24 protein-coding genes are annotated in these 25,149 nt (G+C 36.4%); all 24 read left to right on the top strand.

Annotation, left to right across the window (positions count from 1 at the left end; translation table 11 throughout):
• Positions 1-3 precede the first annotated feature (3 nt).
• Complete coding sequence (locus ICG50_RS09650; protein ID WP_187660705.1) at positions 4-831, top strand: phytanoyl-CoA dioxygenase family protein; 828 nt, start codon at positions 4-6, stop codon at positions 829-831.
• Entirely contained in the window at positions 832-1,557 is a 726-nt protein-coding gene (locus tag ICG50_RS09645; protein WP_187660704.1) for an FkbM family methyltransferase, read from the top strand.
• 21 nt (positions 1,558-1,578) lie between these two features.
• Entirely contained in the window at positions 1,579-2,481 is a 903-nt protein-coding gene (locus tag ICG50_RS09640) for a glycosyltransferase (RefSeq protein WP_187660703.1), read from the top strand.
• The gene (locus ICG50_RS09635; protein WP_187660702.1) at positions 2,478-3,314 is read left to right on the top strand and encodes a glycosyltransferase family 2 protein; all 837 of its coding nucleotides are present in this window, start codon (positions 2,478-2,480) and stop codon (positions 3,312-3,314) included. Before ICG50_RS09640 ends, ICG50_RS09635 begins: the two co-directional genes overlap by 4 nt.
• Before the next feature lie 2 nt (positions 3,315-3,316).
• Positions 3,317-4,207, top strand: coding sequence for a glycosyltransferase family 2 protein (locus tag ICG50_RS09630; RefSeq protein ID WP_187660701.1), 891 nt, complete (start codon positions 3,317-3,319; stop codon positions 4,205-4,207).
• A gap of 34 nt (positions 4,208-4,241) precedes the next feature.
• Positions 4,242-5,168 (top strand): glycosyltransferase family 2 protein, encoded by a 927-nt coding sequence (locus tag ICG50_RS09625; protein ID WP_187660700.1) that lies wholly within the window; start codon positions 4,242-4,244, stop codon positions 5,166-5,168.
• Between the two features lie 5 nt (positions 5,169-5,173).
• Positions 5,174-6,382 carry a hypothetical protein gene (locus ICG50_RS09620; RefSeq protein WP_187660699.1) on the top strand — a complete coding sequence of 403 codons (1,209 nt, stop codon included), beginning with the start codon at positions 5,174-5,176 and terminating at the stop codon, positions 6,380-6,382.
• A 145-nt stretch (positions 6,383-6,527) separates the two neighbouring features.
• The gene (locus ICG50_RS09615) at positions 6,528-7,535 is read left to right on the top strand and encodes an N-acetylneuraminate synthase family protein (protein WP_187660698.1); all 1,008 of its coding nucleotides are present in this window, start codon (positions 6,528-6,530) and stop codon (positions 7,533-7,535) included.
• On the top strand, positions 7,532-8,692 hold the full coding sequence (gene neuC, locus ICG50_RS09610) for a UDP-N-acetylglucosamine 2-epimerase (protein ID WP_187660697.1): 1,161 nt from the start codon (positions 7,532-7,534) through the stop codon (positions 8,690-8,692). Before ICG50_RS09615 ends, neuC begins: the two co-directional genes overlap by 4 nt.
• Positions 8,692-9,381 carry an acylneuraminate cytidylyltransferase family protein gene (locus ICG50_RS09605; RefSeq protein WP_187660696.1) on the top strand — a complete coding sequence of 230 codons (690 nt, stop codon included), beginning with the start codon at positions 8,692-8,694 and terminating at the stop codon, positions 9,379-9,381. Before neuC ends, ICG50_RS09605 begins: the two co-directional genes overlap by 1 nt.
• Positions 9,382-9,386: 5 nt before the next feature.
• Positions 9,387-10,019, top strand: coding sequence for a hypothetical protein (locus ICG50_RS09600; RefSeq protein ID WP_187660695.1), 633 nt, complete (start codon positions 9,387-9,389; stop codon positions 10,017-10,019).
• A gap of 6 nt (positions 10,020-10,025) precedes the next feature.
• Complete coding sequence (gene asnB, locus ICG50_RS09595) at positions 10,026-11,723, top strand: asparagine synthase (glutamine-hydrolyzing) (RefSeq protein ID WP_187660694.1); 1,698 nt, start codon at positions 10,026-10,028, stop codon at positions 11,721-11,723.
• A gap of 3 nt (positions 11,724-11,726) precedes the next feature.
• The gene (locus ICG50_RS09590; protein ID WP_187660693.1) at positions 11,727-13,163 is read left to right on the top strand and encodes an MBOAT family O-acyltransferase; all 1,437 of its coding nucleotides are present in this window, start codon (positions 11,727-11,729) and stop codon (positions 13,161-13,163) included.
• A 1-nt stretch (position 13,164) separates the two neighbouring features.
• Entirely contained in the window at positions 13,165-14,049 is an 885-nt protein-coding gene (locus tag ICG50_RS09585; RefSeq protein ID WP_187660692.1) for a hypothetical protein, read from the top strand.
• A 95-nt stretch (positions 14,050-14,144) separates the two neighbouring features.
• Positions 14,145-15,548: a glycosyltransferase family protein gene (locus ICG50_RS09580; RefSeq protein WP_187660691.1), complete on the top strand. Its 1,404-nt coding sequence runs from the start codon at positions 14,145-14,147 to the stop codon at positions 15,546-15,548.
• A 1-nt stretch (position 15,549) separates the two neighbouring features.
• Entirely contained in the window at positions 15,550-16,119 is a 570-nt protein-coding gene (locus ICG50_RS09575; protein ID WP_187660690.1) for a serine acetyltransferase, read from the top strand.
• Complete coding sequence (locus tag ICG50_RS09570; RefSeq protein ID WP_187660689.1) at positions 16,116-17,258, top strand: glycosyltransferase family 4 protein; 1,143 nt, start codon at positions 16,116-16,118, stop codon at positions 17,256-17,258. The genes ICG50_RS09575 and ICG50_RS09570 overlap by 4 nt, the downstream gene beginning before the upstream one ends.
• The gene (locus ICG50_RS09565; RefSeq protein ID WP_246448733.1) at positions 17,255-18,058 is read left to right on the top strand and encodes an FkbM family methyltransferase; all 804 of its coding nucleotides are present in this window, start codon (positions 17,255-17,257) and stop codon (positions 18,056-18,058) included. The genes ICG50_RS09570 and ICG50_RS09565 overlap by 4 nt, the downstream gene beginning before the upstream one ends.
• A 10-nt stretch (positions 18,059-18,068) precedes the next feature.
• On the top strand, positions 18,069-19,610 hold the full coding sequence (locus ICG50_RS09560; protein WP_187660688.1) for a glycosyltransferase family 2 protein: 1,542 nt from the start codon (positions 18,069-18,071) through the stop codon (positions 19,608-19,610).
• Position 19,611: 1 nt separating this feature from the next.
• The gene (locus tag ICG50_RS09555) at positions 19,612-20,613 is read left to right on the top strand and encodes a glycosyltransferase family 2 protein (protein WP_187660687.1); all 1,002 of its coding nucleotides are present in this window, start codon (positions 19,612-19,614) and stop codon (positions 20,611-20,613) included.
• Between the two features lie 6 nt (positions 20,614-20,619).
• Positions 20,620-21,738, top strand: coding sequence for a glycosyltransferase family 4 protein (locus tag ICG50_RS09550; protein WP_187660686.1), 1,119 nt, complete (start codon positions 20,620-20,622; stop codon positions 21,736-21,738).
• Positions 21,735-22,808 carry a glycosyltransferase gene (locus ICG50_RS09545; RefSeq protein ID WP_187660685.1) on the top strand — a complete coding sequence of 358 codons (1,074 nt, stop codon included), beginning with the start codon at positions 21,735-21,737 and terminating at the stop codon, positions 22,806-22,808. Before ICG50_RS09550 ends, ICG50_RS09545 begins: the two co-directional genes overlap by 4 nt.
• A 4-nt stretch (positions 22,809-22,812) precedes the next feature.
• Positions 22,813-24,132: an O-antigen ligase family protein gene (locus ICG50_RS09540; RefSeq protein ID WP_187660684.1), complete on the top strand. Its 1,320-nt coding sequence runs from the start codon at positions 22,813-22,815 to the stop codon at positions 24,130-24,132.
• Complete coding sequence (locus ICG50_RS09535; RefSeq protein WP_187660683.1) at positions 24,125-25,135, top strand: glycosyltransferase family 4 protein; 1,011 nt, start codon at positions 24,125-24,127, stop codon at positions 25,133-25,135. Before ICG50_RS09540 ends, ICG50_RS09535 begins: the two co-directional genes overlap by 8 nt.
• Positions 25,136-25,149: the final 14 nt, after the last annotated feature.

Below are 25,149 nucleotides of genomic sequence, written 5' to 3'. Positions count from 1 at the left end.
ATTATGAATGAGGAAGTAAATTTTTTTAATAAAAACGGATATTTAGTTTTGGAGCACTTTTTCCCAAAACAAGCTATAGCCTTGGTTTTAAAAGAGGCTAAAAGTGTATTTTTGAGACAGTTTATTGAAAAAAAATACATAATGCCATGTGCCTTAGAAGATCTTGATGATGCCCAATTTAATAATTTTTTATACCGTTTGTTCGAGGAAGATTTAGAATGCCTTACCAATTGTGGCAAACAAGTACAACACTTGATTAGTCTTCATACTTTGTCTTTAGACGCTAAAATTGTCGATTTGCTCCAACGAATGGGTTTAAAATCACCCATTGTTAGTACCCGACCTGTTTTGTATTTTAACCATCCCAAATTAGCCAAACAAAAAGTATTTCACACCGTTGATGCGCATCAGGATTGGCGAAGTATGCAAGGTTCTCTAAATGCAGTGGTGATTTGGATTCCCTTGGTCGATATCAATAAAGCATTAGGTGCTTTGGAAATATTACCCCAAAGTCATTTGGACGGATTGAGAACAGATCATATTGAGAATGGTTTCGGAATGGTAGCTTTAACCGATGAAGAAAAAGAAAACTTAATTGCTGTTGAACTTAATGCCGGAGATGCCTTGCTGTTTTCCTCTTTTTTAATTCACCAAAGTGGCGATAATATTACCGATATGCCTAGATGGAGTTGCCATTTTAGGTACAATGACTTAGAAGAAGAAACTTTTATTCAAAGAAAATTTGCGCATCCTTACCTCTATAAACCCATGGAAGAATTAATCACAAAAGACTTCCCAACAATAAACGACCTATCAAAAATATACTCATAAATGAATACTGAAGAAAAGAAATACAGCGAAGTAGCCGTTCGTGGCATTGATTTTAAATTAATGACTTATACCCGTTCTCTTGAGTTATGTGCCAGAATGAATTATGAAACCGAGAACTTGGATTTTATTGATAGGATAAAACCCAATGAAGTACTTTATGATTTAGGTGCGTGTGAAGGTCGTTTTTCTTTGTATGCAGCATTAAAAGGAGTTACGGTAGTTTCCTTTGAACCGGAAGCTAAAAATTTCTCCGTTTTTTCACAAAACATTGCCCTTAATCATATCGGAGAAGCTAAACTTACTGCTATCAATGCCGGCGTTGGCGCTAAAAACGGAAAAGCCATCATCAATATCGGGCAACCCTGGGAAGGCGGCCATCAAAAAGTGGTTGAGCATGGGGAAATTCGCAATGATTTGAATTTTAATTTTGTTGAAAATCAAGAAATAGCATTGGTTTCTATTGATAGCTTTGTGGAAGAAGGATTGTATCCGGCACCAAATTATTTAAAAATCGACATCGATGGTTCTGAAATGCCTTTCCTTATTGGCGCCGCTAAAACATTGAAAAGTAATGACTTAAAAGGAATTATTTTTGAATTGAATGAATTGGATCCCAATTTTCAAAACATAATGACCATTTTGAATGATAACGGATTTGTGGAAATGGCAAGATTTAATGTGCCTAATGAAGCCAATCTCTTTAACATCGTGTTCGAAAGACAATAATTTTTAGCGTTATCCCACCGCATGAAAAGTCAAGATTTAGATTGGAAAACAGAAACTAATAAAAGCCCTTTAGTCGCCATATGGATGGTGACTTATAATCATGAAGCTTATGTTGTAGAAGCCATTGATTCTGTTTTAATGCAACAAACTCATTTTGATTTTAAACTGTACATCGGTGATGACTGCTCAAAAGACAATACCCGAAAAATCATTCAAGAGTACAAAGAAAAATATCCACATAAGATTGAATTGTTGTTGCACGAGAAAAACTTAGGTGCCAGTCCAAACGGGATTTTTATGTACCAACATTGTATTCAAACCGGTGCAAAATATATCGCTTTATGCGAAGGTGACGATTATTGGACAGATCCTTTAAAGCTTCAAAAACAAGTAGATTTTTTAGAGGTCCATAAAGATTGCAATGTTTGCTTTACCCGCGCTACTATGTTGAAAGGGTCAGTATTAACCTTACATGAAATACCGAAACCCTTCAGTTCGGTTCCTTTTTTTTATGAAGAGTTACTGCGGTATTATAATTTTATTACCACCGCCAGTGTCATGTTCAAGAATCAAAAAAATTTGGTTATTCCGGAATGGATTACTTCTTTGCCATTCGGCGATTTGGGTGTGTATAAAGTAATAAGTCAAGATAAAAAAATCGCTTGTATAGACGAAGTCATGAGTGTTTATCGCATTCATGGTGAAGGCATTTGGTCTAAAGTTAAACCCATAGAGGCCGAAAAAAAATATTTGGATTTTTATAAAAACATGTATGTCCATCTGAATAAAAATGAGCAATCCATTGTCTCCCAAAAAATCAAGAAGTCATTGTCTAACGTGTCGAATTATAAATATCCTTCCCAAAAAATAGCAAGGAAGTTGCATTTGTATTTTAATTTGATAAAATCATTTCGATACCTATGAATGCTCTACTTAGTATCATTATTCCGTGTTATAATGCTGAGGCGACTTTAGAAGCCACATTGAAATCTGTTGTCACGCAAAATTTCCGGCATTGGGAAGCGATAATTGTCAATGATGGTTCAACCGATGACACAGAAACCATCGCTTTAAATTGGGTGAAAAATGACGATAGATTTAAGTACTTCACAAAACCCAACGAAGGCTTAGGCAAAACCCGAAATTTCGGAATTGAAAAAGCCCAAGGAACGTACATTTTACCTTTGGACTCAGACAATTTAGTAGCGACAGATTTTGCCCAAGACGCTATTGCTGTTTTTGAGGAAAACCCCCAAATAGGAGTGGTGTATGGGCATGCACGCTATTTCGGAGAAAAGCAAGGTCTTTGGGAAGTGGATGCCTATGATTTTAAAAAAATACTAGCTGCTAATTATATAGACGCGTGTGCCATTTACCGAAAAAAGTGTTGGATTGAAGTTGGTGGTTATGACGAAAATATGCCCTACCAAGGTCATGAGGATTGGGATTTTTGGATAGCATTAGGCGTTTTAAAGGTTCAATTTTACCATTTAAACAAAATTACGTTCCATTACTATGTTTCCAAAAAGTCAATGATTAGGTCCTTTAATGCTTCGATGCAACAAGCCAACAATGATTATATCTTTAAAAAGTACAGTGAGCAATGTCAGCAACATTATTTAGATCTTTTTTTACTATATCAAAATGCGGAGCATCAAAGGACAGCTCAATTAAAAAGCGAAAAATTTGTAATCGATTTATTTTGCAAAACCTTTTTTGGTTTTTCTATCTTTGGATTGTATAAAACAAAAAAATAGTAATGTTAGCTATTGTTATTCCGTATTTCAAACTCGCTTTTTTTGAGGAAACATTGGCTTCCTTGGCTAATCAAACGGACCAGCGTTTTACGGTTTATATTGGTGATGATGCCAGTCCGGAAAACCCAAAAGATTTATTGGCTCAATTCCAAAATAAATTCCAGTTTGTTTACCATCGCTTTGAGGATAATTGGGGTGGAAAAGCTTTGGTCAAACAGTGGGAACGTTGCATATCGCTTACTAAAAACGAGCAATGGCTTATGATTTTAGGCGATGATGATTACTTAACGCATACTGTAGTCGAACAGTTTTATGCGCAATTGCCTCAGTTCATTTCTAAAACCAATTTGGTTCGATTTGCCTCTCAAACGGTAGTCGAAGAAACCCAACACAAAGCCGCAATTTGCACCAATCCGGTCTGGGAAAGTGCTACGGATTCCTATTTTAGAAAACTCATGAAAACCTCCAGAAGTTCCCTTTCAGAGTACGTGTTTTTAAAGAGCGCTTTTGAAAGACATCGTTTTTACAATTACCCATTGGCTTGGAATAGCGATGATAGAGCTTGGCTTGATTTTGCTGAAGACCAACCGATTTATTCCATCAATGAAAGTGTGGTTTGTGTGCGATTGTCAAGTTTGAATATCACCGGTAAAAAAGACAACTTGTCCTTAAAGAACCAGTCTCTCGTTGCTTTTTATACTTTTTTGATTGAAAAAAAATTACCTTATTACACCAAATACCAAAGGATTAAAATAGTTAGAAAGTACCAAGAGGAACTCCGTAAAAGTAGACCTTTGCAATTTAAAGATTGGTGTTTTTTTGCGTGGAATTACTTTATCAACTTGAACACTACCACCATTACTGAATTTTTTAAAAAAAGAGTATCCAAATAAATAATCCAAGGCCAATGTTTTTAATCACAACAGCATGAATGAAGTAAAAGTGACCATCATTATGGCAACCTATAACAGGGCCAATTTTATTTTGGAGACTTTGACAGCCATTCAAAATCAGACTTTTTCCGATTGGGAATGTCTCATTATTGATGATGGCGGAACGGATAACACCGCTGAGGTTATTGCACCAATACTTCGTCAAGACAAACGATTTCAGTTTTTAAAACGTTCGGATAAGTATGAGAAAGGTTTACCGGGTTGTCGAAATTATGGTTTGGATTTGGCCAAAGGAGATCATATTATTTTCTTTGATGATGATGATTTGCCACATCCACAGAATTTAGCGTTATGTGTTTCCGAATTGGCAGATAACACTATCTATTTTTGTCGTTATATTCGAAATGTCTTTTTTGGTGATTTTGATTATCAATTTGATTATGCTACCGATTACACTTCTTTTTACATCGACCAAAATGATGTAGAAGCGATGATTAAAAACGAACTTCCTTTTAATTCATGTGCCGTCATGTGGAAGAAAGAATGTTTTGAACACCATAGGTTTGAAGAGCATTTGATGTATGCCGAAGAATGGGAATTGTATTCCAGAATTATTTCCTCAGGTTATAAAGGAATTTCCATTGACAAATGCTTATTCTATGGTCGAAAGCATCCGGAATCCAATACCGGTGAGTTCTATAATCACAATCCCATCAGAAGAGCCTCTTATGTTGATGCCGTACTTTTGGTACTCAAAAATTTGAAAGAAAAGAACTTATTGTCATACCGAATAATTCGTTATTTCATCGCCATTTCAATAAATTTTAAAGAGTATGCCTTATTTGAAAAAATTTTAACTATTCTTGAACTGTCCAAGTTGGAACAATTTAAATGGCGCTTTTTCTTCGCCATTTTACCTATTAGGCTAAGTTTGTACCGAATGCGGAAAGCTATAAAATAAAACAAATGAAAATTTTAGTCATTGAGCAAGATTTAAGAGTGTCCGGAACCAGTCAGGGTATCATTTCTCGCTCTTTTTTATACCGATTAAGAAACGCTCATCCGAAGGCAGTTATCAATGTGGTTTATTTGAAAAGCCATCCCAGTGATGATCAATTGCACTTATTACCGGTTGACCATATAGAAAGCCATATTCTAAACTTAAAAGTTCCCTTTTTTACCAAACTAATCAACCGATTTTATTGGCGTTTGTTTCATGTTTCCTTAGTAGTAGAACACATTAATAAAGTTTATGGCGCTTGCATAGCCAAGATAGAGTATCAAAGTTACGATCATATTTTTGTTAGAAGTGCCGGTTTAGCTCATGAAACTATTTTAGGGTGTAAAGACCTTCCAATACTAAAAAAAGCCATTGTCAATTTTCACGATCCGTATCCTATTTTTTGGTACGCTGGTACCACAAAAGCGTTAACTAATTTGGAATTGTTTCAAATGAAATCAATGCAAAAAGTAGTTTCTCAAGCCAAAACCTGTATGAGTTCTGCCAACGCCATGGCGAAAGACATGCAGTTTTTGTATGGTTCCCGAAAGAAATTCTACAGCTTGCCTCATCAGTATTGCGAAAGTGTTTTTGATTTATCCGATACAGGCAAAGCCTTAAAAAAAGGCAAAGCCATCACCATTGCTTATCATGGCGCCATCCAATTTGGCCGAACTATAGAAAACCTTTTAGATGCTTATGAAACCTTGGTTCACAGCAATCCATTGTACAGTGAAAAAACAGAGTTTATCTTAAGATTAAAAGGAATTGATCTCAAAAAATTAGCAGAGCGTTATACCAATACACCCAATATCATTATCCTGGATACGTTAAATTTTTCCAATTCCTGCTACGAACAAACCCATGTGGCCGATATCAATATTATATTGGAAAACGGTCCGCTGTATTGCAATATTTTGGTGGGTAAAGCGCCTTTCTTAGCCTCTTCTAACAAACCTGTCTTGTGTATTTCTCCTCCGGTAAGCGAATTGCGAACCATTATTAAAGATGAAAAATACATAGCAGCTATGGAGGACAAACTGGAAATACAAAATAAACTGGAACAACTGATACTTTCAAGAGTAAACAATGTGGAACCGGTTTATCCTTTCGGAGATTATTTCAACGAAGTCAATTTTAAATGGCGCCTGAATGAAATCCTTGAAGACAAGTAGTGTCCTTCCATGTTTTTAGCTATTGACTCTTGTAAAAAAATAGACTAAAATAAAGGATTAATTAACTCGGTCAGTATTTTATATTGACTCAAAATTGTACCGCAAAGCATAAAATAGTTATTTTTACTTCCGTTAGCATTTTTTTATGAGCAACCAACCTTATTTGATAGCTGAAATTGCACAAGCCCATGAAGGAAGTTTGGGTCTCTTGCATTCCTATATTGATGCCGTGGCCCAAACCGGCGTTCAGGCAATTAAATTTCAAATGCATATTGCCGATGCAGAAAGCAGTATACACGAACCTTTTAGGGTCAAATTTTCCAAAGAAGATGCGACGCGTTTCGACTATTGGAAAAGAATGGAATTCACCTTAGAACAATGGAAAGATCTCAAAAAGCATTGTGACGAAGTGGATTTAGACTTTATTTGTTCGCCCTTCAGCAATTTAGCCGTAGATTGGTTAGAGGAAGTCGGCGTTCACATTTATAAAGTGGGTTCAGGTGAAGTCAATAATTTTTTGTTACTCGAAAAAATTACCCAAACCGGTAAACCTATCATTATTTCTTCAGGTATGAGCAGCTATACCGAATTGGACAAAACGGTTGATTTTCTGAAAAGCAAAAAAGCCAATTTCTCCATTTTGCAATGCACCACCGCTTATCCGACAAAACCGGAACAATACGGACTGAATGTGATTGGGGAATTAAAAGAAAGGTATAAAGTAACTGTAGGTTTTTCAGACCATTCGGCTAAAATTTCAACCGGAATTGCCGCCGTTGCTCTTGGGGCTGAAATCTTAGAATTTCATGTGGTTTTCAATCGTTCGATGTTCGGACCGGATGCCATCGCGTCACTAACTTTTGACGAAACAAAACAATTGGTGGAAGCCGTAAACGAAATTCATTTGGCCCAAAACCACCCAATCCATAAAAACAATAATGAGGACTTCAGAGAACTCAAAAACATCTTTGAAAAATCATTAGCCATCAATAAAGATTTAGCCAAAGGTCATGTACTGACTTTTGCCGATTTAGAAAGTAAAAAACCTAAAGGCTACGGTATTTCCGCGGCTGAATTTGCCAAAGTAATAGGAAGACCATTGGCTGCCCATAAGTCCCAATGGGATTTTTTGAATGAAGAAGATTTAGCATGAACCAAACCCGAAAAATAGCTGTCGTTATCACAGCCAGACCCTCTTACAGCCGAGTTAAAACCGTTTTAACTGCTATCCAAAAGCATCCCGAATTAGAGTTGCAACTTATCGTCGCGGCTTCTGCTTTGCTTGACCGATACGGCAGTGCGGTGAATTTTATTGAAAAAGACGGTTTCGAAATAGCCGCCAAAGTATTTAATGTGTTAGAAGGTGAAAACTTAACTGCTGCCGCCAAAACCACCGGAATCGGTATATTAGAATTGTCGACGGTTTTTGATAATCTTCGTCCCGATATTGTAGTCACCGTTGCCGACCGATTTGAAACTATGGCCACCGCGATTTCCGCTTCGTATATGAATATTCCTTTGGCGCACATTCAAGGAGGCGAAGTAACCGGAAATATAGATGAGAAAGTTAGACACGCCATTACCAAATTAGCCGATTACCATTTTGTAGCTTCTGAAAATGCCAAACAAAGAGTTATCCAATTGGGTGAAAATGAAAGCATGGTCTTCAATACCGGTTGTCCATCGATAGACATTGCGCAGGAAGTAGCTAAAAATAAAGTGCTAACCTTTAATCCGTATGCAAAATATGGCGGTGTTGGTTCGCAACCTGATTTAAGCAATGGTTACATAGTTGTAATGCAACATCCGGTAACCAATGAATACCAAGATTCTCGAAAACACATTGAGGCCACTTTAAGAGCGATTCAAAAAATAAACAAACCAACTTTGTGGTTCTGGCCCAATGTGGATGCCGGTGCCGATGGAACTTCCACAGGAATTCGCTCGTTCCGTGAAAAATACGAAATGAGTAATGTTCACTTTTTCAAAAATATGGAAGGCGATGATTTTTTAAATTTATTGCATTCTTCTCTTTGTTTGGTGGGAAATTCAAGTGTTGGGATTCGCGAATGTGCCTATCTTGGTGTGCCGACCATCAATATCGGTTCGCGTCAAAACCGTCGAGACCGTGGTCAAAATGTGGTTGATGTAAGTTATGCCGAAGAAGAAATTGTAGCCGCAATTACATCCCTTTTGACCAAAAACGAAAGACCAAAATCTAATGTTTACGGCGGTGGTGATGCCGGCGTTAAAATAGCACAATTGCTCAAAGAGTTGCCTTTACAGTTTCACAAAACCATTACTTATTAATGAAAATATTAGGATTAATACCGGCTCGTGGTGGTTCCAAAGGCGTTCCCAAAAAAAACATCAAATTGCTGGGTAAAAAACCCTTGATTGAATATACCATAGATTCCGCGAAAGAATCAACCTTGTTAACTCAAATAGTGGTTTCAACAGACCATGAAGAAATTGCTATAGCCGCAGAAATTTACGGATGCAAACCCCCTTTTATTCGCCCGGCGGAGTTAGCTGAAGACACTTCGACTTCACTCGAAGTTGTGCAACACGCCATCGGTTTTTTTGAGTCCCAAAATATCTTTTTCGATGCCGTTTGTTTATTGCAACCGACTAGCCCGTTTCGTGAAAAAGGCTGTATTGACAAAGCCATTACACAATTTATTCATACCCAAGCTGATTGTTTGGTGAGTGTTTTGCCCATTCCGTTAGAATACAATCCCCATTGGGCGTTTGAAGAAACCGAAAATGGATTGTTGAAAATTGCCACTGGTGAAACAACGATTATTCCAAGAAGACAAGCCTTACCCAAAGCATTTCACCGTGATGGTTCAATTTATATAACCAAAACGGAAGTGATTAAAAACGGTAGCCTTTACGGAAATAAAATAGCCTACATGGAGAGTAATCCTGAATTCCATGTCAATATCGACACTATGGAAGATTGGGAAAAGGCAGAAAAAATAGTAAACAAATTATAACCTAAATGAGTAATCAAGATATAGCAGTAGCCACGTTTAAATATTTTTCCGGTCTCGAAGGAAACCAGCACATTGCCTCAGAGTTTGCTTTGAAAACAATAGTGGACATAGTGGACAAATACAAAACGGAAAACGTATTAGAATTAGGTCTCGGAATCGGTTCAATCGCCTACTGTATTCAGGATTTTTATCAAAAGCAACACCGACAACTAAATTATGTGGGCACGGAAGCCAATGCGTTTTGTTTAAATGCTTTGTCCCAATATTTAAAAGAATATTACGCAAAGGTTCAAATTTTCAATACGTTAAAAGATATTGAAACTACTCAAAAATTCGATTTAATCATTATCGACGGAACAGACGAGAATGTGTTGAAAATCAAAAATATGATTGCCGATAACGGAATCATTATTATTGAAGGCGATAGAATTCCGCAGTTAAAAATCATCAGAGAAATTTTCCCGAAATCATTGTATACCCGAGTGATTTCAAATTATAAAAGTCCGGATTATGGACCGTTTCCACCCGATAGTTTTTCCGGTGGATTGCAATTGATTTTTACCAATCCAACACTAAAGCAAAAGATAGATTTTGCAGTTTATAAAATCAAAACGGCTATTAATTACAGACTAAGATAACAAAGCATGTGCGGAATTGCCGGAATTATTGGTCCAAATGCCCATCAGCCTATTTTGCTGAACATGCTAGCCGTGCAAAAGCACCGCGGACCTGATTTTACCGGGAATTGGCTGATTGAAAATCAAGTGGCTTTTGGACACAATCGATTGAGTATTATTGATTTGTCCGATGCCGGAAACCAACCTTTTTTGAGCGATTGCGGGAATTATGTGCTGATTTTCAATGGCGAAATTTACAACTATTTGGAACTGCGAAAAACACTCCAGTCCAAATACATCTTCAAAACCCAATCCGATACCGAAGTTTTACTAAATGCCTACCGCGAATGGGGTGAAAAGTGTTTAGACCAATGCAACGGTATGTTTTCGTTTGCCATTTGGAATATCAAAGAGCAAACGTTGTTTGCTGCGCGAGACCGTTTTGGTGTAAAGCCGTTTTATTATTACTTCGACCAAAATAACTTCTATTTTGCTTCCGAAATCAATACGCTTTTTGCCGCAGATGTTGCTAAAATTCCAAACGATAAGGTTTGGCTGAACTTTTTTTCCGAAGGCAGTTACGGTTTGCCCAATGAGACTTTTTGGACGAACATTCACCAACTAGAAGCCGGACATTTTTTGACTTTAAAAAACAACCATTTGCAAATCAAAAAATGGTATCATTTTGAAGAAAGAATTGTCCAACTGCAAAATCAATTTGCACAAAACGAAGAAGAATATATTACCAGTTTGCTCTTAAAAGCGATTAATCTCCGATTCAGAGCCGATGTTCCTATCGGTTTTAATTTGAGCGGTGGATTGGATTCGAGTACTTTATTAGCACTGATTGATCAACAAAATATAGACAAATCAACCATTGAAGCTTTTACTTTTGTGACCAATGACGAGCGCTATGACGAGCTACCTTGGGTAAAAGCGATGCTCGAAAAACGACAATATCCTTTGAATATTTGTACTTTATCGGCGAATGAGATTCCGGATTTGGCCTTAAAAATGGCGCAACATCAAGCTGAACCTTATGGCGGGATTCCAACGATTGCTTATTCAAAAATATTCAAAACCGCGAGTGAAAAAGGCGTAAAGGTATTGCTCGACGGACAAGGTTCAGACGAAGCTTGGGCCGGTTATGATTACTATGTTTCCAATTCCGATAGTGTAGTGCAAGGGGTTACCAAATCACCTTTCAGAATAGGAGTTTTAGATAATGATTTTGCTAAAGATTACAGTAAAACGAATTATCCGAAACCATTTGATGACCACTTACTAAACCTGCAATACCGCGATTTGTTTTATACCAAAATTCCAAGAGCGTTGCGCTTTAATGACCGGGTTTCTATGCTGTATGGCACGGAATTGCGCGAACCTTTTTTAGATTATGAATTGGTGGAATATGTTTTCAGCAGACCAACCAATTTTAAAATAAAAGACGGTGCTCAAAAATGGATGCTGCGAAAAATTGCTGAAAAGTTTTTGCAAAAAGACTTGGTTTTAGCACCCAAAAGACCTTTGCAAACCCCACAAAGAGAATGGCTTTCGGAGGATTTAAAAGCTTGGGTTACCGCTGAGGTTGAACAGTTAGAAAAAAATAATTGGTTTGATAAAAAACAGTTGCAAAGCGAGTTGAAAAATTTCTTTCAAGGAGACAATCAAAGCAGTTTTCACATTTGGCAATGGATTAATGCGGCTCAATTACTAAAGTCATAGTCCATGCTGTATAATTCACTTTCTTATTTAGTCTTTCTACCGGTAGTGTTTGCACTCTATTGGTTGGTCAATACCAAAAGTTTAAAACTTCAGAATTTATTGTTGCTGGCGGCTAGTTACTTTTTTTATGCTTGTTGGGATTGGCGTTTTTTGTTTTTACTAGTTTTTTCTACCGGTTTGGATTATTTCACCGGATTGCAAATGCATAACGCTAAAAATCAAGGCCACAAAAAGTTTTGGTTTTGGCTGAGTATTATCATCAACCTTGGGTTTCTGGGTGTTTTCAAGTACTATAATTTCTTTGTCGATTCTTTTCAAGAGTTGCTTTCGGGTTTCGGAATACAGTCTAGTTTTTGGACTTTACAAATCATTTTGCCGGTTGGAATTTCATTTTACACTTTTCATGGGTTGTCTTATGTTATTGATATTTACAACGATAGGATAAAGCCTGAAAAAAACATAGTAGATTATTCCTTGTTCGTTAGCTATTTCCCTCTTTTAGTGGCCGGTCCAATCGAACGAGCGACACATCTTTTACCACAACTGAAAAAGAAACGTCATTTTGATTACCACAAAGCCATGGACGGTTTTTATCAAATTTTGTGGGGATTGTTTAAGAAGATTGTGATAGCCGACAGTTGTGCCGCTTATGCTAATGCAATTTTTGATAATTATGAGAACGCCAATTCCATCACACTTTTATTGGGTGCGATTTATTTTTCGTTCCAAATTTATGGTGATTTTAGCGGTTATTCTGATATTGCTCTTGGGACTTCAAAATTGTTTGGTATCGATTTGTTTCGCAATTTCAACTTCCCTTATTTTTCTCGTGACATAGCCGAGTTTTGGCGAAGATGGCATATTTCTTTATCATCGTGGTTTCGCGATTATCTTTACATTCCGCTTGGTGGTAGCAAAGGCGGTCTGAAATCAAAAGTTAGAAACACTTTTATCATCTTTTTAGTAAGTGGTTTTTGGCATGGCGCCAATTGGACGTTCATTGTTTGGGGTTTGCTAAATGCGATTTATTTTTTACCCCTTTTACTCACCAACAGTAACCGAAATCATCTTGAAATTGTAGCAAAAGGCAAGTCGTGGCCAACGGTCAAAGAGTTTTTTAGCATTTTGTTGACCTTTTGCTTGACCACTTTTGCTTGGATATTCTTTAGATCGGAAACCCTTGGACAAGCTTTTACTTACATCAAAAACCTTTTCTCTTTCAACTTTGAAGGTGGAATAGCGTATTTAGAGATCGATAGGTATTCGGTTGAATTGCTTTTCATGCTTTTTGCCTTTATAGTATTTGAATGGTTTTCCCGTGAAAAAGAACATCCGTTTTTTGGCAAAGCCAAAGATATGCTGGCCGTGTTTGTTATTTTGATGATAGTAGTCTTTGGGGTTTATTCTCAGGCGAGTGAATTTATTTATTTCCAATTCTAAAATGAAGCAGTTTATCTTAAAAATAGCCTTATTTTTTGCAGTGACATTGTTCATGATGTTGTTGTTAGATTTGGCATATACTAAAGTTTACCAGACTTCTTCACCACGAACCAAAATCCAATATCTAAGAACGCTTAAGGATCAAAAAATCGATTATATTTTCATCGGTTCTTCTCGGGTAGAAAGTGGGATTGTACCCTCAATCATCGAAAAAAAGACCGGAAAAACAGCGCTTAACTTGGGTTTTCAAGCGGCTAAATTGCATGATATTTATACCATACTGCAATTGGTTCAGCATTACAAAATCAAACACGAAAGGATATTTATACAAGTTGATTATAGCTACAACATCAATCAGGCTTCGACTATTTTCCAACCCGAAATCATTCCGTTTATGCATGAAAACGAGATTTATGATAATCACCTCAAATTTGATTCTATTCATTACAATCAATATCGTTACATTCCATTTTTCCGATATGGCAGAAATGATTTAAAATTAGGCTTCCGAGAAATTGGTTTGAATCTTGCCAAAAAGAAAACCAATGCAGTAACCTACAAAGGGTATGCGCCCTTATACGGTAATGCTGAAAAACATCATTTTCCACTGCCTGATAAGATTAATGAAAGTAACGAGTATATTAAACATATTCAGGAGTTTTGTGAAAAGAATAAAATCAAGATCACTTTTTATACAGCACCGTTTTGCCAGCATACCACTAATTTGGATTTTATTGCACAATTGAAAACCAAGATTCCCGGATTATATGATTTTTCAAGAACGGTTAAAGACGAGAATCTTTTTCAAAATGCCAATCATTTAAATGATAAAGGGGCACAATACTTCACAGAAATTTTTGCAGACGAGGTTTTGACCAACAAATGATGCCAATTGAGACAACAAGGCTTATAATTCATGACCAATAAATTTTTACTTTCATTATAAAATAAAGATATTTGGTACTTCAATTAAAAAAGTCAATGCAGTATCCCAAAAAAATATTCTTACTTCTTCCCGATGGTGTTGGTTTGAAAAACTTTGCTTTTACTAATTTTCACGCTATTGGTCTTGAAAGAGGAAATGATATTACTTTTTGGAATAATACTCCTTTTGATTTAAACGAATTGGGTTTCAAAGAAATCCGTTTTCAAAATGCCAAAGTACATCCGTTAACCGACATTTTAAAGAAAGCACAAACCCAAATCGAACTCAATCTAAGTATCAAAAAATCAAAAGATAACGTTTACGATTCTTATCGATTTCCTTTTGTTTACAGAGATCTTAAATCATCTCTGAAAAGCGTTTGTACTAAGGGGTTGGTTTTTTGGTACAATTCTGAAAAGGGATTAAATCACATTAGAAAAAATATTGGTAAGCAAGAACGAAAGACCAAATTGTATTTTGACAGTTTTGAAACACTTCAAAAAGAAAAACCCGATTTTGTTTTTTGTACCAATCAAAGGACAATGTTAGCAGTAGCACCGATATTGGCAGCACAGGATTTGGGCATTCCAACCGCGACTTTTATTTTTTCTTGGGATAATTTACCAAAAGCCACCAAAATTATCGAAACCGATTACTATTTTGTTTGGAGTGATCATATGAAAAATGAGTTGTTGTATTATTATCCGCATCTCAATAAAAATCAGGTGTTGGTAACCGGTACACCACAGTTTGAAACCCATACGGAAAAAGAAATTGTACTTTCAAAAGAAGTTTTTTTTAAGGAATACAACTTAGATTTAAGTAAAAAATACATTTGTTTTTCAGGAGATGATGTGACGACTTCACCTAATGATCCCACTTATTTGAGAGATACGGCTCTTGCGGTGGCACAACTCAATCAAAAAGGATATAATTTAGGCATAGTTTTCAGAAGATGTCCGGTTGATTTTTCAAACCGTTACAACGTTGTTTTGGAAGAATTTAAAGATATCATCACGAGTGTAAATCCAAAATGGAAGAAAATTGGAGAAGCCTGGCACGACATTTTGCCGACCAAAGAAGATTTGATTCTTCAGATGAATACGATTGCCCATACCGAAATGGTGGTTAATTTGGGTTCGTCCATGGTTTTTGATTATGTTTCTTTTCAAAAGCCTTGTGCTTATATTAATTATGATGTGCCTAACGAGCAATTTCCTGATTGGGCTGTAAAAAATATTTATAAATTTATACATTTCCGATCCATGCCTAATTCAAATGCTGTTTTGTGGGTTAACAGTCCGGCCGAAATTGAAGATTGTCTAGTAAAAGGAATGGGAAATGAAGCCAATGACGTTATAGTAAATGCCCAACAATGGTTTGAGAAAATCAATCAGCATCCGACCGAATTAGCTTCGGAACGAATTTGGACAGCCATCGAAACGATAACAAAAGAATGATATGGTTAAAAGTATACTTTTAGCAGATTATAAAAGATATAACCTTTCTAAAATCAATTTTAGAACGCTATTCTTTGTTTTTATTTTGCATCCGATTCCGGGTTTAAAATTCATGACTATTTTTCGACTGGTCCAACATTATCGCACTAATAATCGTTTGTTGTTTTACTTTTTTTTCCTCTGGTTAAGACGGCTTAAAGTTAAGTATGGCTTTGATATTTCTTACAGAACACAAATTGGAAAAGGGTTTTATATTGGTCATTTCGGCAATGTCGTAATTCATGGCGATAGTGTTATCGGGGAAAATTGTAACATTTCGCAAGGCATTACTATTGGCGTTAGCAATTACGGAAAGAAAATTGGTGTTCCAACCATTGGTGACCGAGTTTTTATTGGTCCGAATGCTTGTGTTTTTGGCAAAATTACCATCGGTGATAATGTAGTGATTGGTGCTAATGCAGTGGTTACCGATAACATTCCGGCAGGAAAAACCGTTTTGCCGGCTAAGATAACGCTTATCGATAAAGATTTGTCGGCATACTATATTCATGAATTCCCCCAATTAAAATGAGAGTGGCTTTTCTAACACCGGAATTTCCGCATCCCAAAATGGGTTCCTCCGGAGGCATTGGGACAAGTATTTTGAATTTAGCCAAAGGGTTAACCGCAGCCGGACACGAGGTCTTTGTTTTGGTTTATGGACAAAAAGAAGACGAGGTTTTTACAGAAAATACTATTCACTATTACCGAATCAAAAATGTCAAGCTCAAAGGTTTTTCCCGACTTTTAACCCAAAAGAAAATCCAAAAACTCATTAATTCTCTGGTAAAAAATAAGGCACTTGATATTGTAGAAGCACCGGATTGGACCGGAATCACCTCCGAAATCAAACCCAATTGTCCTGTGGTGATTCGGCTTAATGGGTCGGATACTTATTTTTGTCATTTAGACCAAAGACCGGTTAAAACGCTCAATAAATTTCGAGAGAGAAAAGCGCTGCAAAACGCCGATACTTTGCTTTCGGTTAGCCAATACACCGCCGATGTGACCAAGGAATTGTTTTCGTTACAAAAAGATTTTACCATCATTCCCAACAGTATTGATTTAGAGAGTTTTTCGCGAAACGAAGCACTTGCTAAACAAGCGAATACCATTCTATATTTTGGCACACTCATCAGAAAAAAAGGCTCACTTGAATTGCCATTGATTTTTAATGAAGTTTACCAAGCGAATCCACAAGTCAAACTAATTATTATCGGTCGAGATGCTTCGGATGTAGTTACCGGAAATTCCTCCGTTTGGCAGATGATGCAACCCTTATTTGACAAAGCCGCTTTTGAAAATGTCACTTATTTGGGCAGTATTCCCTATGAAACTATAAAAGAACATATTAATAAGGCAGCCGTTTGCGTTTTCCCTACCTTTGCGGAAGCTTTACCGGTTTCTTGGATAGAAGCCATGGCCATGCAAAAAGCCATAGTAGCTTCAAATATTGGTTGGGCCAATGAAGTCATAACCGATGGCGTTACCGGGTATTTGGTTCACCCAAAATCACACCAACAATTCGCTCAAAAAATAATCACATTGCTTGAAAACGAAGCTTTAAGCGATCAATTTGGCACAGCCGCAAGAAAAAAAGTAGAAGAAAAATTCAGCATAACAGTAGTTGCCCAACAAAGTGCCGATTTTTATAAAGCCCTTATCCAATGAAAAAAGCTTTTAAAAAAATACTCAGTCATTTGGTTCCGAAAGGAAATGCCAAAGAACGCATGAAGTTGTTTTATTACAGCTTGTTAAAGTCTAAAAATGTGGCTTTCGATTTGGTTGACCACAACGGTAATGTAACTTATAAAACTACTTTTTACACTCTTTCCCTAGTTACCCACGAAGCCTTATATCCGATTGTGGATGATTTTAATTATTACCAGCATTGCTACAAAGTAAAGTCGGATGATGTGGTGATTGATGCCGGTGCCAATTGCGGGCATTTGTCTGTTTTCTTCTCCAAATTAGTAGGCCAAAACGGAAAAGTCTTTGCCTTCGAACCGGATAAATTCAACATCGAAAGAATTCAAAAAAATAGAAGTCTGAATGAAGATTTAACCGATAATATTGCCATTGAGGATTTACTCCTTTGGGATAAAAATGAATGGATTGACTTTTACGAAGCCGGAACAGTTGGTTCTTCCGCAGTATGGATGCCTGATGCCGAACATTGTGTCAAAAAACAAGCGGTGACTATTGACAGTTGGGTAAAAGACAAAGCCATAACCAAGTTAGATTTCATCAAAATGGATATCGAAGGTGCAGAAATTGAAGCACTCGATGGTTGTGTGGAAACAATTAAAACCCTAAAACCCAATTTTGCCATTGCTTCTTATCACATTGTCAATGGCGAGAAAACACATATCAAAGTAGAAGCTTTTTTCAAAGCAATGGATTATCCCTATAAAACGGTCAGGTTCAGAGGCAATGAAATTATAACGTTTGCCGGACCAAATTTGAAATAGAAAAGAATCCATGATTATAATTTACCACAACAAATCAAAAGTAACCGAAGTCGTTTCAACAACGGCGACCGATTTTTCGAAGGAAATCCATCGAAAAGTAGTGGCGGTTTTGCTTGATTTTGCGAGTCAATTTGAGAATGAAATATTGGTTTGGTGTCACGAAAATCAGCGAAATCATTTGAATGTTTCGGTTGTGGATAGTTTATTTCACCACCAAAAATTGCTTTTTTCGTTCCATCCTTCGGCTGATAATTATTTCGGAAGGGAATTGGGTTATATTGAAGATTCGCCTTTTATCAAAATCAATAAAAAAGTGCGATACGCTACTTGGCAAACGAGTGGTCAGGTTGGAGCCATTCATGCTTCAGCGTTAAAAGCTTGTAAACCTGATTTAAAAATTGAAAACAACTTGGATTATTTCCTTCATTCCATGGCAAAAAGGGCTATTGTTCATGGATTGTTGTGCTATTCAGAGCCGAAATTACTAACCGGTAAAAATCTTGATGAGTCAATTCCGAAGGCCAATCTTTTAGAACTTTTTAAATTCACCAAACAGCATTACCGAACTCGTTGGATTTTTCTATTGTGCTTCAATTTATTGCTGTTTGAAAAACGATTTCCGTTGTTGCCACTTATGTTTTCTTTGTTTTATAAAAAACGAAGTTTCAACCCGGTGCGCTTAAACCAAATTCCATTAGCTTCAACCCAATCCATCATCGAAAAAGGAACGATAGATGTATTAATTCCAACGATTGGAAGAAAACAATATTTGTTTGATGTCCTCAACCATTTGGCTTCACAAACTCATTTGCCGACTAACGTCATCATTATTGAACAAAATCCTTTAGAAGGCAGTGTTTCCGAATTGGATTTTATCCAAAACAGCACTTGGCCTTTTACTATAAAACATCATTTTACCCATCAAGCCGGCGCTTGTAATGCCAGAAATATTGGTTTAGCATTGATAGAAAGTGAGTTTTGTTTTTTAGCCGATGATGATATAGTTTTCGGAAATGATTTGCTCGAAAAGGCAATGGATTCCTTTCGATTAACCGGCAACGAAGTTTTTTTGATGGCTTGTCATTTAAAAACACAAACGATTGAACCACAAATGCCAAAGCAGTTTACCGTTTTTGGTGCCGGACATGCTTTTGTAAAATCTTCTTGTCTCAAAGGGCTTCGATTTACTATGGGCTACGAGTTTGGCTTTGGCGAAGACAATGATTTCGGAATGCAATTGCGCCAAAAAGGATTTGATATTTTGTATATTTCCACGTCGACTATTTTACATTTAAAAGCGCCAATGGGTGGATTTAGAACTAAACCCGTATTGCGTTGGCAAGATGAAGTCATTCCGCCAAAACCCTCGCCAACGGTTATGTTGTTTCGATTGCTGTATGATACTAGAGAACAATGGTTAAGTTATAAAACCACGCTTTTCTTTAAAAATTTGAATAAAAGTTTTTTCCTGAATCCTTTCGGGTATATTAAATTGTTTCGAAAAAAATGGGAGGTTAGTGTTTTTTGGGCCACTAAATTAAAGAACGAATAAGATGAATTTTACGCTGATAATCTGTACGTATATGCGACCGCATCCTTTGTTGAAGTTGTTGACTTCGGTTAAGGAGCAAACACTTTATCCGAATGAGATTTTAATTGTTGATGGTTCTGTTAATGACGAAACTAAAGCAGTAATTGAACAAACTTATTTTGAAAATTTGACTTATTTTCAAGTTACTAAAGAACACAGAGGTCTTACCAAGCAACGTAATTTTGGCGTTTTCAAAGTATCGCCGGAAGCCGAAGTAGTTTGTTTTTTGGATGATGATACGGTTTTAGAACCGCATTATTTTGAAGAAATTAGTAAAGCTTATCAAAGTGACGATGCCATTGTAGGCGTGGCCGGAATTGCCATTAATGAAAACCGATGGGTAAAAAAAGAGCCTAATAAAGTTTACAATAACTATAAATATTACGAATTTGAAGGCTATGTTTATCCCGAAGGTTCCAGAAATATTTTGCGAAATTATCTCGGTTTGCAATCGGATTTAGGTCCTGGACGAATGCCCGAGTTCTCTCACGGGAGAACTTGTGGGTTTCCTTTGACCGGTAAAAATTATGAAGTTGATTTGTTGATTGGGATGTCATTTTCGTTTAAAAAAATAGTTTTTGATACAATCAAATTCTCGCATTATTTTGAAGGTTACGGTTTGTATGAAGATGCCGATTTTAGTATCAGAGCACAGCGATTGGGTAAAAATGTAATTGCCACTAAAGCTCAGTTATCCCATTACCACGACCAATCGGGAAGGCCAAATAAATACCAATACGGTAAAATGGTAACCAGAAACGGCTGGTTTGTTTGGCGAGTAAAATATCCAAAACCTTCATTAAAAGCGAAGTTGAAATGGACCGCCATTTCATTAGTATTGATAATCATCAGATTTAGCAATATCTTTACCACTAACAAACGTCAGGAAGCGTTTACCGAATCTTTGGGAAGAATCCTAGGTTTGGTGAGTTTGCTTTTTGACCAACCCAAAACTGAATCATAAACCGGCATGACCTTTTGTATCATTACACATGTTGCTCACGGCTTTCAAGATGGACAATACTTCGCGTATTCGCCCTATGTGAGAGAGATGAATATTTGGTCAAAATATGTTGGTAAAATTATTGTGGTGGCACCCTTAAACTTGAAGGATAAAACCGCTATTGACCTTGATTATAGCCATCAAAATATTGCATTCAGCCAAGTGAGTTCGTATCATTTTTTATCCTTAAAAGCTGCTTTACAATCGCTGTTTAAATTACCCATAATCGTTTTCAAAATCTACAAAGCCATGCAACAATCCGATCATATTCACTTGAGATGTCCGGGAAACATGGGGTTGTTGGGTTGTTTGGTACAGATTTTATTTCCAAGCAAACCCAAAACAGCAAAATACGCCGGCAATTGGGATTTAAAAGCTAAGCAGCCCTTAAGTTATCGCTTCCAAAAATGGCTTTTAAGCAATACTTTTTTAACTAAGAATATGCAGGTTTTGGTTTATGGCGAATGGGAGAACAGTACCAAAAACATCAAACCTTTTTTTACGGCAAGTTATTTTGAAAAAGACAAGATTGAAGTCAGCCCAAGAACTTTAAAAGGAAAAATAGCTTTTGTTTTTGTCGGGACTTTATCTAATGGAAAGCAACCATTGTACGCCATTCAACTGCTTGAAAAATTGCAACAGCAAGGATATGATGTTCAGTTGGCAATTTATGGTGAAGGCGCAGAGCGAAACCCAATCGAAAATTATATCACTGAAAAGGCATTGGAAAGCTTAGTGTTTTTAAAAGGCAATCAAAGTCAGGAAACCATTAAGCAAGCTTACCTCGAAAATCATTTTGTAATTTTACCTTCTTTAAGTGAAGGTTGGCCCAAGGTTGTTGCCGAAGGTATGTTTTGGGGTTGTTTGCCAATAGCTTCTAAAGTTTCTTGTGTTCCTAACATGTTAGCCAATGGCAATCGAGGATTGCTTTTAGATATGAGTTTGGAGCAAGATGCAAACAAAATTATCAACCTTTTGCAAGACAATACTTTGTACCAAGAAAAAGTAAATAATGCCATTCAATGGTCAAGACAGTACACTTTAGATGTATTTGAAAATGAAATTAAACAGCTTTTACAGTCATGAGAATAGTGCAAATTATTGATTCTTTAGAAGTAGGCGGTGCTGAGAAAATGGCGATCAATTATGCCAATGCACTTTCAAAGAGAATAGCATTTACAGGCTTAGTGTCGACTAGAGCTGAAGGTCATTTGAAAAGTCAATTGAGTGATTCTGTATCTTATCTTTTTTTAAGAAAGACAAAAACTTTAGATTTTTCTGCCGCTTTTCGTTTGAAAAAATACTGTAAAACTAACCAAGTTGAGTTTCTGCAGCCGCACAGCAGCTCTTATTTTATAGCTTTATTGGTAAAACTAATCCATCCGAAAATTCAAATCATTTGGCATGACCATAACGGTTTGAGTGAATTCATCAGTACCCAAAAATCATTGGTGCTCAAAATAGCTTCGTTCTTTTTTAGCGGCATAATAGTGGTGAATTATAAACTCAAAGATTGGGCTGAGAAAGAACTCAATTGCCCAAAAGTGGTTTATTTGCCTAACTTTACCAATGAAGTTTCTATGGTAAAAGCGGAGACAATACTAAAGGGTTCCTACGGCAAGCGCATATTGTGCTTGGCCAATTTAAGAGACCAAAAAAACCATTTTATGTTGTTGGATGTTGCAGCGAAAATAAAGGCATCACATCCCGACTGGACCTTTCATTTGGTAGGGAAAGATTTTGAAGATGACTATTCAAAAGCTGTTTATGAAGCCATTGCCCGTAAAGGATTAACGGACACCGTTTTTGTTTATGGTTCTAAAAATGATGTAGTTTCTATTATCAATCAGTGTGAAATTGCTATCTTGACCTCAAAATCAGAAGGCTTGCCTGTAGCATTGATAGAATATGGTTTGGCAAAGAAACCGGTTGTTGCTACCAATGTAGGTGAAATCCCTTTGATACTAAAAAATAGTAGTAACGGATTTATTGTAGGTGTGAATGAAGTGGATGCTTTTAAGGATAGCTTATTAGCCCTTATTAATAGTGAAGTTTTACGAGAACAATTTGGAAAGGCTTTGCATCAGACCATACAAGAAAATCATTCAGAAGAAGGTGTGATTACCCAATATTTAAATTGGATAAAAGGTTTATAAACCCATGAAAGACAAAAATTATATACTTTTAGTTGTTGCACATGCCTTAATTGGGTTGCTAATCTATACTTTCCCGGCCTTTTCTAAAATATATGCTATTCTGATAGTATTTGTTGGATTCTATTTTGTAATAAAAAACAGAAATATCAATAATGAGGTTCTTTTTGTTTCGGCATATATTGTGGGAAGCGAGGTGTTTCTGAGAATGACAGGCGGTAATATTCTTTATGAGTTTTCAAAGTACAGTATCATGATTTTCATGGTGTTAGGAATGTATTACAGTGGTTTTTCTAAGAATGCTATACCGTTTTGGATTTACCTAATTTTGCTATTACCCGGAATCATCGTAGCCACAGAGACATTAAATTTAAAATCAGATCTTCGTAACGCATTGTCATTTAACATATCCGGTCCGGCTTGTTTGGGTATTTCGGCTATTTATGCCTACAATAGAAAAATTAAGTTTTCACAACTCAACACTATTTTATTGTCGATGGGATTACCCATTTTAGCCACTACCGTTTATCTGATTTTTTATACGCCTGAATTGAAAACCATCTTGGTCAGCACCGGATCTAATATTGAAACTTCTGGAGGATTTGGTCCAAATCAGGTGGCTACGGTATTAGGATTGGGGATGTTTGTCTTTTTTTCGAGGTTGATTTTAGAGTCCAAGTCCAAACTAATATTTGTAATAAATTTAATTATTCTCTTCAACATAAGTTACAGAGGTTTGGTTACTTTTTCAAGAGGTGGAATGATTACCGGGTTATTCATGATTCTTATTTTAATTTTCTTTTTGTATGTCAATACCAGAAATGAAGGTAAGTATAGGTTAAATTTGTTCTTGCTGTTTTTCGTTTTAGGATTTGCTTTTACTTGGATTTATACTTCCAATCAAACCGGTGGATTAATTGATAAACGCTATGCTAATCAAGACGCAACCGGAAGAGTAAAGGAAAGTCAGTTCACAGGAAGGGAAGAAATTTGGGATAATGAAATTGCTTCCTTTAAAGACCATCCGGTTTTTGGAATTGGTGTTGGGAAAGGACTTGAAGTCAGAGAGCAAGAAACAGGCGGATTGATTATAGCTTCTCACAATGAGCTCACCAGAACCATTTCTGAACATGGAACTTTAGGCATTATTGCCTTGATGATTGTTTTTACAACTCCTATGTTTTTGTACCTTGATAACAAGCAAAATATCTATATTTTTTGTTTTCTAGTGTTTTGGATCTTGACAATTAATCATGCTGCCATGAGGATAGCTGCGCCGGCTTTCGTATATTCGTTTTCACTATTAAAAGTATATATGGATGAGTAGCCTACTTTACATAGGAAATAAGTTATCCGATCATGGCTATACTTCTACCTCAATTGAAACACTTGGTTTGTTTCTTGAAGCCGAAGGATATACCGTTTATTATGCTTCTTCTAAAAAGAATAAGTTTTTTAGGATGTTGGAAATGTTGCTTATGACCTTTAAGTATGCTAAAAAAGTGGACTATGTTTTAATTGATACCTACAGCACAATTAATTTTTGGTATGCTTTTTTTATTTCCCAACTCTGCAGAATTTTAGGGGTAAAGTATATTCCAAAACTCCATGGTGGCGATTTGCCCAGTAGAATTGTCCGAACTAAATTCTTTTCCAATCTGATTTTTAAAAATGCCTACATCAATATTGCCCCTTCTTTTTATTTGTATGAAGCTTTTAAGAAGAATGGTTATACCAATTTGAAGTACATTCCCAATACAATTGAGCTTCAAATTTACCCTCAAAGTACAAAAGAGTTCAAGGTGCCCAAAATACTCTGGGTTAGGTCATTTGCCAAAATTTACAATCCGTTAATGGCCATAATGGTTTTTATCAATATAAAGAAGAAATTTCCTGAAGCCCAATTGTGTATGATTGGTCCCAAAAAAGATGACAGCTACGAAAAAGCGATTCGTTTTGCCCAAAAAAACAACGTAGAAGTCACTTTTACCGGAAAATTATCCAAAGAAGATTGGATAGCAGTCTCTAAAGATTATAATATTTTTATCAATACTACACATTTTGACAATACGCCTATCAGTGTTATCGAAGCCATGGCCTTAGGTTTACCGGTAGTTTCTACAAATGTTGGTGGCATTCCATTTTTGTTAGAACACAATGTCAATGCCTTGCTTGTCTCTGATAACGACATTGAAGGAATGACTTTACAAGTAAATCGATTGATAGAAGAGGCTGATTTGGCTGCTACTATTGCTAAAAATGCCAAAGAAACGGTTGCCGGCTTTGATTGGGAAGTGGTAAAAAAGCAATGGATAGATTTACTACAATAAAAGGGATATTTTAC

It is taken from the genome of Flavobacterium buctense, from assembly GCF_014486695.1.
Classification (GTDB): domain Bacteria; phylum Bacteroidota; class Bacteroidia; order Flavobacteriales; family Flavobacteriaceae; genus Flavobacterium; species Flavobacterium buctense.
This window is presented reverse-complemented; position numbering and strand designations above follow the sequence as displayed.